Below are 14847 nucleotides of genomic sequence, written 5' to 3' on the forward strand. Positions count from 1 at the left end.
AATGAAGGATGAAGATTGGATGTTAGATACGGTCGAAGTTTGGGCGATAGCATTGACTGACTTAAAGATAACTCGAACTGAGTTGTTTACAGCACAGAGAAAATCTATGTCGCTTGAATGGCCACCAACAGCACCAGCCGACTTCTTGGCACTAGGACGCACAGAGACAGCCAATAACTATCCTGATATGCGTCAAGAGTACCTAGCAGCAGCACAGGGCAACTACAAGCACGAAGTAACGCTTGAGACAGCAAACCGAGTCGGTGAGTGGCAAATCAAGACACAGCCTGAATCGATTAGCTACAAATCTTGGCAAAAGCATTATCCAGAGGTCTGCAAAGAACACAGCGAAGGCGCAGATTTTAAAGTACCGGAAACGCACCGAGTAGAACACAGCCACACACCAGTACAAGCAGGCAGTGAAGCGGATAAGCGAATCAGTGAGAAATTAGCAGAACTACGGAGATTGAGCGCATGAAAATCGAAACTAAAAATATTGGATCTTACGATTCTAAATTCGTTGTTTGTTATTCAGGCGGCCATTCAAGTGCGATATGTGCAATCAATGCAGTGTTGAGACATGGCAAAGAAAACGTAATTTTATTGAATCATGATATATCAAGCAAGGTTGAAGATGTTGATATTAAGCGGTTCAAGGAAAAAGTGGCGGATTATTTAGGTGTAGATATTACATACGCTAATCATAAGGATTTTGAAAGCATGACCCCAATCGAGGTCTGTAAAAGCATTGGCGGCTTTAAGTTTGGAAGCAGCCCAATCCTTTGCACATACAACCTGAAAACAAAGCCTTTTTATGAATGGATTAAAGCAAACGACCCTGAGCATTTACATACATACCTATACGGCTTTGATAACACGCCAGATGAGCGAGTGCGAATGAATAGGCGTATAGCGGCAATGGGTGAAATCGGGTGTAAGACTGACTACCCATTGATTACATGGGGAAAGCTAAAAGTAACTGACACCATGAAGCAGTTAGGAATAGAAAAACCACAACGCTATTCGCATTACAAACACGCAAATTGTGATGGTTGCTTAAAGGCAGGTTGGCAGCATTGGTATGTCACGTTCTGCAATAGACCTGATTTGTGGGAAGCGGGAAAAGCGGCAGAAGAAGAACTAAAGCACTCTATCCATAAAGATTATTACTTGGAAGAAAAGGAGGAGCTTTTTATAAACATGAGAGATCAGGGTATCCCTGATTCAGAGCATATCCCTAGCGGTAAATTTTGGGCAACGGTAAGACGATTACCTGAGAACTCATTAGGGTTGATGAGCACATGGATGGATATTGACGATATGGAGAATGAAGATGTATTGGTTTGCGGCAACGGTTGCACAGGATAAGGAGAGCAAGCATGAGCAACTTAGAAAACGAACTCAAAGCAGCGTTTGCCTTCCTCGATATTTCCAATTTCAAATGGCTGACCGATGAAGAATTGGAAGATTTACCGCCATTGACGAAAAAAGGCTCGATGACCATACCGCTTAACCAAGAAACGTTTGAAGGCATGAAAGCGAAAAGCGTTTTTACTGGTCATTGGTTGACACAAGGCAGAACGGTGATGAAGAAGAAGCGCAAATTCAGAATAACGGTGCGTATGTATCAGATAGGTATTGATAAATATATCGAGGCTAACGCTGTGATGATTAAGCCCGACACGGTTCACAAAGCATGGGGCGCAATCAAAGAAGCGAGTGCGTTCATCATGGGTGAAAACCAAGGTGCTGACTGGAACGAGAACGAGTGTATAGCGAGGGTGAAGGTATGAAAAACATAATCAACAAAAAGACGGTACTAAGTACCGAGTGGATCAAGAGCGACACGGTTGTTATCAGATACACGGACGGCAGCAAAGAAACGATGTCACGCAAAAGTTTTAACGAGATTATTAAGGATTGATATGACTGAACTATCAGAAGCGCAAATACAAAACAAGGTTATCCGCGAAGCTAAGAAAATACCGTACAAGGATAAAACAATAGCGGATTACATCGTACACGTAGCAAATGGCGGTAAACGTAGTAAGCGAGTAGGCGCAGCACTCAAGCACAACGGTGTGAAGCGTGGCTATCCTGATTTGGTCATCGACATAGCTCGTGGCGGCTTTCACGGCCTTAGAATCGAAATTAAGAAGCCTGACGACGGTACAGTGTCACCGCATCAAGTCGAACGATTGCAAATGCTGACAGATGAGGGTTATCGAGCAGTCGTGACAGAGGGTTATCAAGAAACGATGGACGAGATACTTAACTACTTGAGCTTATGGCCTTAAAACAGCAAGCATTGCAACACTAACAGGGGTACGTGCCGTTCAGATTGCTTTTAGATGCAAAGGTACTAGAAGTGATTTAAACGCCTTATACGAGAGATTTGATGATGATTGATAGAGATACGATTTGGGTTAACAAGGAAACGCGGCAATCAGTTCTGGTGCTATGGGCAAGTGATGAGCTAGTGACGTATCAAGCGGCAGATAGTCAGACACCAGTGCCAGTGCGTAAGTTTATCTTTTTACAAGATTTCGAGGAGTTGTTATGAGTAAGGTTAAGTTAAGACGACCAATATCAGTCGGTCAGCAGTGGTCACATAAAGCTGAAAACGTACTTTGCGAAGTCACAGCCATTTGGATTAATTGCGGAGGCTTGGCGGTCATTGAGTCTATGGCATTAGATGATAACGCTGAGACTTGTAATGACAGTGTGGAAGCATTTCTTGATAAATACAGATTTAAGGGGTAGAGCATGAGTGAGATTAAGGTTGGTGATTTATGGGTCAGTAGTTATAGCTCGAATTGGGTTGTGAGGATAAAAGATTTTTATAAGCAAGACGGTACTGTTGAGTACCTAGATGATGACAACATCCTAGAAAGCAGTCATGTAACGAGTTTTATCGAAGATTTTATGTTTCTTGAAAAACCCAAACCTAAACACTCGCACTATCACAAAGACGTGAGCCAGTACGACACGATGGATATTTACGCGATATGCAAGGTTTGGAATGTTGAATCAAGCGGCTGTACTTTCGCAGCAGTTAAGAAGTTACTTAATGCTGGTGAGCGAGGTGCAAAAGACAGAATCACAGACCTAGAGCAAGCTATAGGGAGTATTGAGGCGTTAATTAAACTTGTGAAGATGGACGTTGAATAACCGTAACCCAAAGCGACTTGAGAAAATCAGGTCGCTACCTTGCTGCCAATGCGGTGCTAGTCCACGGAGTCAAGCAGCGCACAGCAACTTTGGCGTACATGGCAAGGGCAAGGGTATCAAGGCGGATGATAAATACACGATACCGCTGTGTCATTCGTGTCACGGAAAGCTAGACCAGTACAACATGGCTATGAGTCACGATGAGTCGCTTGAATGGTTTATGCAGAAATGGCGTGAGACAAATCGGTTGCTGAAATGGAAGAAACGCAAGATAGAACAAAACGGAGTTGATTTCTAATGACTAAGAAAATCAAACGATGGATTAAGAACGAAGATGATTTAAAAGCGTTAAAGCTACTGATTGGCAATATGCAAGGGCCATTCACTCTTACGATTGAGAAAGGGATAAGAGAAAAACGCTCAAGCGATCAGAACCGCTTACAACGTCTTTGGATTAACGAAGCAGCAGAACAAGACACGATAGGCATGACAGCGGAAGAATACCGCGCTTACTGCAAATTGCACTTTGGTGTGCCAATGCTGAGAAACGAGAACGACACGTTTGCTGAGCTTTACGACGAAAAGGTGAGGGATAGAGTACCGCCATTCTCTTATGAGCAAAAGCTGGAGTTTATGGCTGTACCGTGGGATATGCACGTAACAAGGCTTATGACGGTCAAACAGCACGATAAGTACCTAAACATGATGCACGACCACTTTACTAATTTAGGCATGATTTTAACGATACCAAGCGACATTGACTGGGAAAAGGGCGGGATTACTAATGACTGATAATATCGTAGAGCTACTAGAGCAATGGGGCGCTTGGAGTCGTAGCGGACTCGACAATCTGAGCTACAAGTCAAACATGGAATCTATCATGCACAAAGCACCGATTGTCGATGTGACAACGTGCAGACAGTACCGCAGTGTGGCAATACTCAACGATGACGATGCTATGCGAGTGAATGACGTGCTGATTGAGCTAAGAGACGATGACGTAGATGCTTATAACTCAGTGTTCTTGCACTACTATTTGCAGCAAAAGCCTGAATACATAGCACATAATCACTTTACGGTTATCAAGTACGGCAAGGATAGTAAGCGCAAAGTGAGTAAGCATATCGTGTATCAGCACTTAGCGAGGGCGGAAGGTTTTGTGAGATATGCGTTAAAATGCGAAATAATTTAGTTTATTTCGAAATAATTCTTGCATAGTTATAGTCATGACTATATAATAGAACACATACCAAGCAAGACACTTAAACAAACCCCAGAGGGCGTTATCATGAATACTTCAAACATCTTTAAGAAAGCTCACGCACTAACTAAAGCAACTATCCAAACTGGCGATAACTACGCTGCAACTTTCGCAATCTGTTTAAAAACCGTTTATCAAATGGCAGTTAAAGCACTTACTACTTTAGAGTTTCGTAAACTTGGTTTAGTTGCTAAGAAAACAAACAATGGCGCACAAGCGTTTGAGGTAGTTATTGGTTCAGAAGCGGATGCAATGTTAAGTAACGGCGCCACTTTTGCTAGCTTGCTAAACAAATCTAAAATTGCACATGGCTATATCGTGACTGGTCGCGGCAAAGAGTTTGATAAGGTAATCAAGGGCGACTTCGATAATAAATATCAGTATGTTTACGTTACTAAAATCTAATTATAAAAAATAAGGAAGTGATATGAATATTATAAGTGGACAAGTTAATAATAATCTAGCAGAAGATTTTGAGCTGGGTTCAAAAAAGACAGTCAGCGCACTGGTTGATGAATTGAAATATGGCGCTAGTGCTTACGACAAAACAGACGAACACCAGCAAGCAGTAATGGTTTTACTTTTACGTGTGATTGTTCGCGAGCTATCAGGATTTGATATTCGAGATATGACAGACAAAGAGATTGACCACTTAGCTTTTCGCATAGCTGTAGCGACAGATGTACAAAGACGGCTTGGAGATAATGGCATTATAGCGATAGAAGATGTTATTAAAGAGCTTAGAGGTAAGCAGTGTGAGGCTGGATATGAATAACAATTATATATTCCAGCGTTTGCTTGCGACTTTTGATCTAAGTCGTGATCACGAGCTGACTGCTAAAGTGTTCGAGCTTGGCGGTCAGCGCAGCGAGGTTAGTAAGTCATTGGTCAAAGCGTGGCGCACTCATGATGTAAGTAGTCGATACTACAAGCCAATGCGTGATGATGCGCTTGAGTCATTCTTAGACGGGCTGCAAGAAGCGAGCAAGCAGGGATTAATCACAATCTATATAAACGAGGGCAGTGATGACTGAGACAGCGCAGGTAAAAGCATCAAGGAAGTACATGAGTAAGACAAAGAAGCCGCAGGTAGTGCTTAACTTAGACAATGAGATTGAGCGCAAGATATACGAAGCAACTAGCAATGATGATTTGAGTTTTAGTGAGCTGTGCAAGATGCTATTAGCAAAGCACTATGATATATCTTGACAAAGTACCCTGGATAATATACATTAGTGATACGCTAAGCGAGTTACGTTTAAAGCGGTGTTAAAATATGCAAGTTCCCGAGTATGGGGTTGACGTGACAACCGTGCACTCAGCAGTTGGGGATACAACTTAAAAAATCTACTTGCGTCATCACGTTTATCTCTAAGTCTCATCTTAACCGATGGGGCTTTTTTTATGCCTATTATTTAGCAGGGATGCTATGAACTACACTCATACAGTCGAGCAGCTATACAACCGCTACCAAGACACAGACCACCCGATTGCCAAGATGTATTGGTTGGATAAACTAAAAGAACGTGCAGCGTGTGGTAATTCAGATGCTAGAGACAAGCTGTATATCATTGATGCGTGTAGCAAGTAATAACCCCTTTTGCCCACATTGATTTGATGGGTATTTTTTATATTAACGTCTATGGAGGGCGTATGACAGACGAAGCGCCTAACAGCGATAAGAGTGCATTAAATCAGTTAGAAGAACAGCAGCAGCTATTCGTGCTCGAATTAATGAGAGACTTAAACCAAACAAAGGCAGCTATCAGGGCAGGTTATAGCGAGAACACAGCTACAGCGCAAGCAAGCCGCCTGTTAACAAATGTTAATGTTAAAGCGGCGTTTAATGAGTTGAAAGCCATACGTAATGAGCAGTTAGGGGTTGATGCAGGGTATGTGTTAAAGCGACTAATGGATATTGATGCACTGGACGTGGCAGACTTACTTGATGATAAAGGCAGCATAAAGCCTATTAGTGAATGGTCTATGGATTGGCGTCAAAACATATCATCGTTTGAAGTCGCTGATGACGGTCAAGGCAGCTCAGTAGTTAAACTCAAATTCCCTGATAAGGTCAAAAACCTTGAGCTAATCGGTAGGCATGTTGATGTCGCTGCATGGACAAGTAATCAAACGATAGACCTTAACGCCAACATCAAAGCGGAAGTATCTAGCATGAGTGACTTAATGGACGAAATAGGAAATGAAACCTGAATATAAAGCGAAGTTCAAAAACAAATTATGGCGGCTGAATAATATCTATTTTATTAAAGATAAGCATGGTAAGAAAGTCCGCTTTAAGATGACACCTGAACAGCTTTACTATTTTGAGAACATTCATTATTTCAACATTATTCTAAAAGCAAGGCAGCTAGGTTTTACTACTGAGGTTTGCATCATTCAGTTAGACGCTGCATTGTTTGAGCACTCATCATGCGCCTTGATTGCTCATACTAAGCCAGACGCACAGCGCCTATTCAGAAACAAGGTTAAATACGCTTACGATAATCTACCTATGATTATTCGTGATGCTAATCCACTAGAGATTAATAACACTGATGAATACGTTTTCAGTAAAGGTGGATCAGTAACAGTATCAACATCATTCCGTGGTGGTACGCTTCAATGGTTGCACGTTAGTGAGTTTGGTAAGATATGCGCTAAGCAGCCTGAGAAAGCGCGTGAGATTGTCACTGGTGCGTTTGAAGCTGTATTCTCAGATGGTTACGTTACATTAGAAAGTACAGCAGAGGGTAGGCAAGGTTACTTCTTTGACTACTCACAAGAGGCTGAGAAGTTACAACTATCTGGCAAGGAATTAGGCAAGGCTGATTGGCGTTTCTTTTTCTTTGCTTGGTGGCAAATGCCTGAGTACCAAGACAAAGCGCAGCCATTACCTGAGCGACTACAAGACTACTTCTACAAGTTAGAGCACAAACACGGTATTAAACTCACAGACGAACAAAAGAGCTGGTACTTGAGCAAAGAGAAGCGTTTAGGCGCTGACATGAAGCGTGAGTATCCATCAATGCCTAGTGAAGCGTTTGAGCAGTCAGTTGAAGGCGCTTACTATGCCAAGCAGTTTGCACAGCTTTACGAGAAAGGCTTAATCGCTGATGAATTACCAGACAACAAACACGCACCAGTTGATACTTACTGGGATTTAGGTGTGTCTGACAGTACAACAATATGGTTTATCAAGAAAGTTGGTGAGCGTTTCCAAGTTATCGACTGCTACTCAAACAGCGGTGAAGGGCTTAATCATTACTTAGAAGTGTTACTAAAGCGCGGCTATAACTATGGTCGCCACGTAGCACCGCATGATGTTGATAACCGTACTCTAGGCGCTAAAGACGCTAAGAGTTTACGTGACCAAGCGCGTGAAGGTTACACGGTCAATGGTGAGCGCTTATCTATCAACTTTGAAGTAGTGAAGCGCACAACGTCGGTCAATACAGATATTGAAATGGTCAGGCAGATATTGCCGCTTTGTGAGTTTGACGCTGTGAAGTGTGATGACGGTATTAAGGCGCTAGAAAACTATAAGAAGGATTGGAACGAGAAAGCAGGAATGTGGCGCGATAAACCGTTGCATGATTGGTCAAGCCATTACGCTGATGCCTTTAGGTACTTTGCTGTCTATCAGACCAAACCGAAACCAGTTGTTTCATCAAACATAATAATGAGTATGTAAAATGCCAATTAACACGACACACCCACAGTATGACGCACTAGCCCCACGTTGGCAGCGCATGACAGACGTGTGCAATGGTGAGGATGCTATCAAAGCAGCAGGTGAGCGTTACTTGCCTATGCCTAACAAAGACATTCGCACACCAGAGGCATTGGCACGTTACTCAAACTACAAAGACCGCGCTGTATTCGTTGAGGTCACAAAAGACACGTTAGACAAATATACAGGTCAGGCTTTTAAAGATGATCCAGTGCTCAACGTAGATAAGCAGCTCGATTACATGAAGCGTGATGCCAATGGCGCAGGGTTATCAATCTATCAGATAGCACAGAAAGCGTTTGAAGCACAGCTTGAGCGTGGTCGATTTGGTCTATTTGTTGATTATCCAACAACTAGCGACGAAGTAAGTCAAGCTGATGTTGAGCGCAATGCTTTACGTCCTACGATTAACTTCTATGCGCCTGAGAGTATCATTAACTGGCGTACAACGGTCATCGGTGGTCAAACAGTCACCAACATGATTGTGCTGTATGAAACGGTCTATGAGACTGACCCTGATGATATATTCAGTAGTGAGCAAGTTGAGCAGTGGCGTTATCTTGGCTTAGATGAGACAGGTTATTTTGTCGAGGTGTGGCGTAAAGCGACTATTAATCAACAAGGCGATAAAGACGGCTTTGTTATCCATCAAGAGCGCGTCTATCCAACTAAAAGCGGCAATGTTAAGTTTAACCGCATACCGTTTGTTATCGGCGGCTCAGATAGCAATGATTGGTGTGAGCAAAACATACCGCTTGAGTCGTTAGCTAAGATGAACCTTGCACACTATCGTAACAGTGCAGACTATGAGCAATCGGTCTTTACTTGCGGTCAAGTGCAAGCGTGGATGAGTGGTGTATCTGAGCAGCGTATGACGGCCTTAGAGAAACAAGGTATTCGCATTGGTGCCGGCGCTCTGATTATGCTTGAGGAAAACGGCAAGTTTGGCTTTGCACAGGCTGAGCCTAACAACTTGGCAGGTGAAGCGATGGATAAGAAATACGCCATCATGCAAGCGTTAGGTGCGAAGTTATCGGAGTCATCTGATACACAAATACAGAAAACAGCCACGCAATCGAACCAAGACAGCAGCACTCAGAACTCAACGGCTAGTATGGCAATCGCCAACATTAACGAAGCGATCCACGATGCTATCCTACTGTGCTATGAGTATCTAGGTATCACCTACACAGCTAAAGACGGTGAGTATTTATTTAAGGCCAAGCAAGACTTTGTTAGTGCAACAGTGGATAGCGCAACAATGACGGCTATCGGTTCATGGGTTCAAGGTTCGTTAGCGCCTAAATCGGTGGCTTACAACTATCAGCGCAAGTACAACTTGATAGATGCTGAGCTGACAGACGATGAGATTGACGGCTTGATTGATAGCGAATTGCCTAGTGCAGTAGCAACAGCTTTTGAGGAGTAGATTGTGATTGCGTCTGCTGAATGGTTGCTTTTTGCGTTTGGATTATCTGTATTGGTTTATATCGTTGGTAGTATCATCAAGCGAGACAGGCGGTCAAAATGAACGAGCAATATCTCAATCAAACAATCAGGCGCATTGTCTACCTTGAAAGCCTAAAGCAATCTGAGATTAATAATCTATCAGCGCACCTCAAAGAGATAGACGACCTTGTGAAGTCACTCATGCTTGACGATGAAATGACCGAGCTGACACTGGCAGAGTTTAACAAGGTGCTAACATCGGTCAAGACAGGCGTTGCAACCTCACTTACTGGCTATACAGTTGCCGTAGGTGCGTCATTAACCGCTATTGCTATAGATACGTACCAGTTTGAGACTAAGAGCCTTAATAACGCATTTGAGGACGTTAAGCTATCGACCAAGATTGACGATGCAAAGAAAGCTAAGATTGCAAGGATAGTCAACAATACGCCCTTATCTGTCACTGGCAGCGAGGGTAAAACGGTCACTGACCTATTCAGTGAGCTTGCTAACAACGAATCAAACAAGTACATCAATCATATCAAGCTCGCTAGGTATGAGGGCAAGACCAATCAGCAAATCGTGCAGATGATACGAGGCACGCGCAAGAACGGCTATAAAGATGGTTTGATGGAAGTCACAGCACGTCAGGCTAAGACGATTGTACGGACGACTGTGCAACACGCAGCTATGCAGGGCAAGGCTGAGTTTGCCAATGATAATGCAGATATTATCAAGGGTGAGCAGTGGCTAAGCACTTTGGACAGCCGCGTAAGTACAATCTGCCGTAGTTTGGATCAGAGAATATTTGAAGTTGGCAAAGGCCCTCGACCTCCTGCCCACCATAATTGTCGCAGTACAGTTATCATCGTATTAAAAGACGAATATGCAGGTCGTGGCAACATCGACAAACGAGCAAGTAAAGACGGGCCAGTCGCTAACGAGTCTTACTACTCATGGCTAAACAAGCAGCCTAAAGACTTTCAAGATGACGTACTAGGCGAGACTAGAGGTCAGCTATTACGCTCAGGCGGTCTAAGTGCTGACAAGTTCGCAGCATTACAGCTAGATAAAAACTTTAAGCCGTTGACGCTTGCAGAGATGAGAAGTCGTGAGCCAATGGCGTTTAAAAAGGCAGGGTTATGATATGGATGTTAAAAGTTATTTAGAGCAAGTTGCTAGTCTTGTAGAAAACGACCATCCGTGGAATGAGGATGGTTTAAAAAAGTATATCAGCAAGTTTGATGGTAGTTATATCACTCTCGAAGGTATGGAAGATGATGTCAAGTTTCTTGCCGACTTAGAAATAACGGAAGAATTAACGCATGGCGTAGGCTTTAGTCCGCTGCATAACAAATGGTTTGGCTGGAGTCATCGAGCTTGTTATGGCTTTACTGTTGGCTCTAAGTGTGAAAAAGGCGATTGTCATTATGAACCGGCTAATCTTGATGACACGCTAGAGAACCTAGTCAAGTTTTGGGATGACGAATATCACGTCCATACCACAGCAAAAGTTATTGACGACAAGACTATCAGGCTGTCTTGGACTTATAACAATGAAGTGCCTAATGAGTTGTTAAGAGGGACAAGTGATTTTAGCGACCATGAATACGACAAAGATAATTTTGGGCGTGGTGAATGGGTAGCTGAAACAATGGAAGACGCTAAACAGATGGCAATAGATTTCAACGAAGGTGTTTCTTAACACTACATCCAAAAAAACAACCAATCAACCTCACTTTTTAGTGGGGTTTTTTATTATCCGCAATCTGTGATTGCACACTAACGACGCTGAGCGTCAAACAATGAGAGGCAGAGCCTAATGACACTAGCATTAACACTAGATGCTGAAAAGCACAGCGCACTTGATAGCGCATTACAGCCATTCTACGTCAAACAAGACGATGGCAACTATCGACTAGATGCAGATATTCCTGATAGTAGCGGTCTAAAAGCTAAGGCTGACGAGCTACTAGGTGAGACTAAGCGAGAGCGAGAGCTACGCAAAGCCGCCGAGGATAGAGCAAACGCACTAGAAGCGGCACAAAAAGAAGCAGCGAACGAAAGTGCTAGAGCAAGAGGCGATGTTGAGAGTTTAGAGAAGTCATATCTTGAGCAGATTCAAAAGCTCAATGAGGACAGCACAGGCAAAGTCTCAACACTGCAAAAACAGATTTATGATTTAACAGTAGGGCAAGCAGCGAACAATCTAGCTAATGAGCTATCGATTAAAGGTTCAGCTATTGCACTGCTACCACATATTCAGAATCGATTGTCATTAGAGCAAGCCGAAGATGGTCAGCAAAAGATACGAGTGCTAGACATGAACGGCAACAAAACAGGCATGACACTCGATGATCTAAAACAAGAATTTCGCAGTAATGAGGCGTTTAAGCCTCTTATTGCAGCGAATGGCGCATCAGGTAGCGGGGCTAATGGTGCAAACGGCGGAGCTGGAAAAATTACTAAAGCAACAGATATGAGCGAAGCTGAACGTATCGAGCTTGCAAAAACTAACCCTGAATTATTCAAACAATTATTTACTTAGGAGTAGCTAATGGCTGCATTAAGAGAAGTTTTTAACCGTGATGTGATGCTGTCATACCGCACCGATGAACCGTTACTTGAATCACCAATGCTGCAATCAGGCGCTTTTGTCACTGATTCTGCTATTGAGGCCCGACTACGTGGCGGAGATATTGAGTTCAGTATTCCACACGTTACGCCTATTGATATGGCGCTTGAGGCTAACTATAGCAACACGATTTACACCGATGTTGCATCACCACGCCAAATCACTGGTCGCAAGAGCAAGGCTCGTGCTGCTTGGTTGAACGAAGGCTTTTTGGAGTCAACGCTAGAGCGCCACTTGCTAGGCGTATCACCACTGCAAATGATGCAGGGCATGATTAACAACTATTGGCAGCAACAAGCAGAGCATCGCGCAGTCGCTACCGTGTTTGGTCTTAAAAACCTTGTGATGAACAACGCAGGTCTTAAAGAAAAGTTTGTGCTTGATGTGTCAAAAACTAGCTCACCAAACGCTGCTAGCTCATGGGATGTAAACCAGTTTATTGATGCTGAATCGTTGATGCACAAGATGTATCGTGGTCGTGGCTCAATCGTTGTTCATAGTAAGATTGCCGCCAAGATGCGTGTGCAGCAGTTGCTTGAGCATGTAACAACCAGTGCAAACCTACCGCCGCTAGAGTATTACAATGGGCGCTTGATTATCGAAGATGACGAAAAGACAGTCGTTGGTACAGGTGCAAATGCTCAGTACATCACCTATCTGCTAGGTGCGGGTTCGTTTGCCGTTGGTTCGGTAGCAGGTCCAGAAGATTTAGAGCTAGAGCGCACTGCTGCTACTGGTAATGGTTCAGGTCATACCGCATTGTGGACACGCCGTGATATGCTGATTCAGCCGCAGGGCTTTGACTTCATTGCTGATGAATCTACCTTAACTGGTGGTACAGCGCGTGAGGCTATCAGTGCATCATGGACTGACTTACAGAAAAAAGAAAACTGGGAGTTAACTGGCGAAGCAAATCAAACCAGTATCCGTTTCTTAATCACAAATCTATAGGAGTAGATAATGGGATTGCCAAAAGATTTAGTTGAATATGACGTTAAAGTGACGTTTCCATCTGAGCGCGATTACAAGGACACAAGCACATCCACACTGCTTGAAGCTAAGATGACCGATGCCACCAAGTCAGGTACGGATTATGGCATTGAGGACGTTGATGTCACCAAGCCTGTTACAGTACCAGATACAGGTGCGTAAGTATTTAGACCTATAGTTATTAAGCATTGCTCAGGCAGTGCTTAATGCCGATACGTTTAATCACAGCGAGATTGACAATGAATTACGTAACAAGTGAAACGATAGCAGCCTCGCTAAATGATGTTGATTGGTCAGCAACAGGCAACGAGCAACAAGCCGTACTAATGGCTAACGCTTGGCTCAATGAGCAGCGATTGCCGAGCTATACTGATGTTGTGCCTAGTGAGATACTAGCAGCAGGTGCTTACATTGCAAAAGAGGTGATTGCAGGTACGATGTATCAAGGGCGCACAGAGGGCACTGTGGTATCAAAGAGCGTGAAAGCCGGCAGTGTGTCATCAAGCAAGACCTATGCTGATGGCGTAGATGGTCAGTCAATGAGCGCAGGTGAGCAAATGGCACTGGTATTGATTAAGCCATACAAGACAACAGCACCGCTTATTGTTGAGCTAGGGAGGTTCTAATGGGCTTACGTGATGATTTGCAGGCTGACCTAGCAGATGCGTTTAATACAGACCTTAGCGACGCTGTGACAGCCTTCACAGGCACACGCACAGTAGCGAGTGACACTGACGATGGGATTGATGACTGGATGTTGCCACCTGATGCAGTGACTGATAGCACATTGACCTATTCAGGCCGTGGTGTATTCGATAAGAAGTTTTACGAAGATAAAGAGTCGGCAACCATACAGATTACTGATGTACTACTAACCTGCTTACAGAACGAAATAACAGAAGCTCCGTATTTTGACGACAAGATAAATGGCTACAGGGTTATTACTGTTACGCCCGATCCAGCTAATACATCTTATGATATTCAATTAAGGCAGGTTTAATATGTGCAATATCATTAACCACCTAAAGTCACTGCGTAAGCGTCCTTCGTTTTGCTCGCATGAGTTTAGAGGCGTAGATATGGAACTAAGAGACAGCAAGGGGATTGTAAGATGGCCTTGCTGCAAATGCGGCAAAGAGTTTCAAGCTGAATGTGGTCTTGATATCCTAAAGCATGGCAAGTGTATAGGCGAATGGTCTAAGTAGCGAGGTTTAATATGTCAGGTTGGGATAGAGCGCCATTTTTGTTTGCTGACGATATTATGACAGATGCTCATAAGTTGCAGCGAGGCATGGCTATAACGGTGCTGAATAACATTCAATTACTCGCCCCGGTAGATACTGGCGCATATCGCGGATCGACTGTGGTTAGTTTTGGTAGTCCTGATTACCGATATACTGAGAATATTGGCGGTATGTCTATTGCTTTCAGTGCTATAAATGGTTTAACGCCTGACGCACTACCTACTGTGTTTATCCAGACGAACAGTCAGTATGCGATTTACCTCGAAGCAGGTTCTTCACGCCAAGCCCCACAAGGGGTGTATGGATTGGCATTTGACGCTATGGTCGCAGCTTATACCTGATATAATAGACTCAAAACAAGGAG

The 14847-nt window shown here is 43.6% G+C and carries 27 protein-coding genes; all 27 read left to right on the forward strand.

Annotation, left to right across the window (positions count from 1 at the left end; all coding sequences use genetic code 11):
- Position 1: 1 nt before the first annotated feature.
- The 27 genes from HCZ91_RS07025 to HCZ91_RS07150 all read left to right on the forward strand — a co-directional run bounded on the left by HCZ91_RS07025 (position 2) and on the right by HCZ91_RS07150 (position 14824).
- Positions 2-478, forward strand: coding sequence for a hypothetical protein (locus HCZ91_RS07025; RefSeq protein ID WP_179798816.1), 477 nt, complete (start codon positions 2-4; stop codon positions 476-478).
- Positions 475-1368 (forward strand): hypothetical protein, encoded by an 894-nt coding sequence (locus HCZ91_RS07030; protein WP_179798817.1) that lies wholly within the window; start codon positions 475-477, stop codon positions 1366-1368. The genes HCZ91_RS07025 and HCZ91_RS07030 overlap by 4 nt, the downstream gene beginning before the upstream one ends.
- Before the next feature lie 11 nt (positions 1369-1379).
- The gene (locus tag HCZ91_RS07035) at positions 1380-1793 is read left to right on the forward strand and encodes a hypothetical protein (protein WP_179798818.1); all 414 of its coding nucleotides are present in this window, start codon (positions 1380-1382) and stop codon (positions 1791-1793) included.
- Positions 1790-1924 (forward strand): hypothetical protein, encoded by a 135-nt coding sequence (locus HCZ91_RS13935; RefSeq protein WP_257019996.1) that lies wholly within the window; start codon positions 1790-1792, stop codon positions 1922-1924. Before HCZ91_RS07035 ends, HCZ91_RS13935 begins: the two co-directional genes overlap by 4 nt.
- A gap of 1 nt (position 1925) precedes the next feature.
- Entirely contained in the window at positions 1926-2297 is a 372-nt protein-coding gene (locus HCZ91_RS07040; protein ID WP_179798819.1) for a VRR-NUC domain-containing protein, read from the forward strand.
- A 101-nt stretch (positions 2298-2398) separates the two neighbouring features.
- Complete coding sequence (locus HCZ91_RS07045) at positions 2399-2563, forward strand: hypothetical protein (RefSeq protein ID WP_179798820.1); 165 nt, start codon at positions 2399-2401, stop codon at positions 2561-2563.
- Complete coding sequence (locus HCZ91_RS07050) at positions 2560-2763, forward strand: hypothetical protein (RefSeq protein WP_179798821.1); 204 nt, start codon at positions 2560-2562, stop codon at positions 2761-2763. Before HCZ91_RS07045 ends, HCZ91_RS07050 begins: the two co-directional genes overlap by 4 nt.
- A 3-nt stretch (positions 2764-2766) precedes the next feature.
- Positions 2767-3171: a hypothetical protein gene (locus HCZ91_RS07055; RefSeq protein ID WP_179798822.1), complete on the forward strand. Its 405-nt coding sequence runs from the start codon at positions 2767-2769 to the stop codon at positions 3169-3171.
- Positions 3164-3469 carry a hypothetical protein gene (locus HCZ91_RS07060; RefSeq protein ID WP_179798823.1) on the forward strand — a complete coding sequence of 102 codons (306 nt, stop codon included), beginning with the start codon at positions 3164-3166 and terminating at the stop codon, positions 3467-3469. The genes HCZ91_RS07055 and HCZ91_RS07060 overlap by 8 nt, the downstream gene beginning before the upstream one ends.
- Positions 3469-3963 carry a hypothetical protein gene (locus HCZ91_RS07065; protein ID WP_179798824.1) on the forward strand — a complete coding sequence of 165 codons (495 nt, stop codon included), beginning with the start codon at positions 3469-3471 and terminating at the stop codon, positions 3961-3963. Before HCZ91_RS07060 ends, HCZ91_RS07065 begins: the two co-directional genes overlap by 1 nt.
- On the forward strand, positions 3956-4363 hold the full coding sequence (locus HCZ91_RS07070; RefSeq protein ID WP_179798825.1) for an antiterminator Q family protein: 408 nt from the start codon (positions 3956-3958) through the stop codon (positions 4361-4363). Before HCZ91_RS07065 ends, HCZ91_RS07070 begins: the two co-directional genes overlap by 8 nt.
- Positions 4364-4459: 96 nt before the next feature.
- Entirely contained in the window at positions 4460-4837 is a 378-nt protein-coding gene (locus HCZ91_RS07075) for a hypothetical protein (RefSeq protein ID WP_179798826.1), read from the forward strand.
- Positions 4838-4859: 22 nt separating this feature from the next.
- Positions 4860-5207 (forward strand): hypothetical protein, encoded by a 348-nt coding sequence (locus tag HCZ91_RS07080; protein ID WP_179798827.1) that lies wholly within the window; start codon positions 4860-4862, stop codon positions 5205-5207.
- Positions 5200-5466 (forward strand): DUF1456 family protein, encoded by a 267-nt coding sequence (locus HCZ91_RS07085; RefSeq protein WP_179798828.1) that lies wholly within the window; start codon positions 5200-5202, stop codon positions 5464-5466. Before HCZ91_RS07080 ends, HCZ91_RS07085 begins: the two co-directional genes overlap by 8 nt.
- 31 nt (positions 5467-5497) lie before the next feature.
- On the forward strand, positions 5498-5641 hold the full coding sequence (locus HCZ91_RS07090; protein ID WP_218870081.1) for a hypothetical protein: 144 nt from the start codon (positions 5498-5500) through the stop codon (positions 5639-5641).
- 220 nt (positions 5642-5861) lie between these two features.
- Positions 5862-6023 carry a hypothetical protein gene (locus tag HCZ91_RS07095; RefSeq protein ID WP_179798830.1) on the forward strand — a complete coding sequence of 54 codons (162 nt, stop codon included), beginning with the start codon at positions 5862-5864 and terminating at the stop codon, positions 6021-6023.
- 62 nt (positions 6024-6085) lie between these two features.
- Positions 6086-6646 (forward strand): terminase small subunit, encoded by a 561-nt coding sequence (locus HCZ91_RS07100; RefSeq protein WP_179798831.1) that lies wholly within the window; start codon positions 6086-6088, stop codon positions 6644-6646.
- Entirely contained in the window at positions 6636-8126 is a 1491-nt protein-coding gene (locus HCZ91_RS07105; protein ID WP_179798832.1) for a terminase, read from the forward strand. The genes HCZ91_RS07100 and HCZ91_RS07105 overlap by 11 nt, the downstream gene beginning before the upstream one ends.
- Before the next feature lies 1 nt (position 8127).
- Entirely contained in the window at positions 8128-9594 is a 1467-nt protein-coding gene (locus HCZ91_RS07110; protein WP_179798833.1) for a DUF4055 domain-containing protein, read from the forward strand.
- Between the two features lie 98 nt (positions 9595-9692).
- Positions 9693-10760, forward strand: a complete 1068-nt coding sequence (locus HCZ91_RS07115) for a phage minor head protein (RefSeq protein ID WP_179798834.1) — start codon at positions 9693-9695, stop codon at positions 10758-10760.
- Complete coding sequence (locus HCZ91_RS07120; RefSeq protein WP_179798835.1) at positions 10726-11319, forward strand: hypothetical protein; 594 nt, start codon at positions 10726-10728, stop codon at positions 11317-11319. Before HCZ91_RS07115 ends, HCZ91_RS07120 begins: the two co-directional genes overlap by 35 nt.
- A gap of 117 nt (positions 11320-11436) precedes the next feature.
- Positions 11437-12162, forward strand: coding sequence for a hypothetical protein (locus tag HCZ91_RS07125; RefSeq protein WP_179798836.1), 726 nt, complete (start codon positions 11437-11439; stop codon positions 12160-12162).
- Between the two features lie 9 nt (positions 12163-12171).
- Complete coding sequence (locus tag HCZ91_RS07130) at positions 12172-13200, forward strand: hypothetical protein (protein WP_179798837.1); 1029 nt, start codon at positions 12172-12174, stop codon at positions 13198-13200.
- Positions 13201-13209: 9 nt separating this feature from the next.
- The gene (locus HCZ91_RS07135; protein WP_179798838.1) at positions 13210-13401 is read left to right on the forward strand and encodes a hypothetical protein; all 192 of its coding nucleotides are present in this window, start codon (positions 13210-13212) and stop codon (positions 13399-13401) included.
- 77 nt (positions 13402-13478) lie between these two features.
- Positions 13479-13865, forward strand: coding sequence for a hypothetical protein (locus HCZ91_RS07140; RefSeq protein WP_257019997.1), 387 nt, complete (start codon positions 13479-13481; stop codon positions 13863-13865).
- Positions 13865-14239 carry a glutamate 5-kinase gene (locus HCZ91_RS07145; RefSeq protein ID WP_179798839.1) on the forward strand — a complete coding sequence of 125 codons (375 nt, stop codon included), beginning with the start codon at positions 13865-13867 and terminating at the stop codon, positions 14237-14239. The genes HCZ91_RS07140 and HCZ91_RS07145 overlap by 1 nt, the downstream gene beginning before the upstream one ends.
- A 216-nt stretch (positions 14240-14455) precedes the next feature.
- Positions 14456-14824: an HK97 gp10 family phage protein gene (locus HCZ91_RS07150; RefSeq protein ID WP_179798840.1), complete on the forward strand. Its 369-nt coding sequence runs from the start codon at positions 14456-14458 to the stop codon at positions 14822-14824.
- Positions 14825-14847 lie beyond the last annotated feature (23 nt).

The organism is Psychrobacter sp. BI730, assembly GCF_013414195.1.
GTDB lineage: Bacteria > Pseudomonadota > Gammaproteobacteria > Pseudomonadales > Moraxellaceae > Psychrobacter.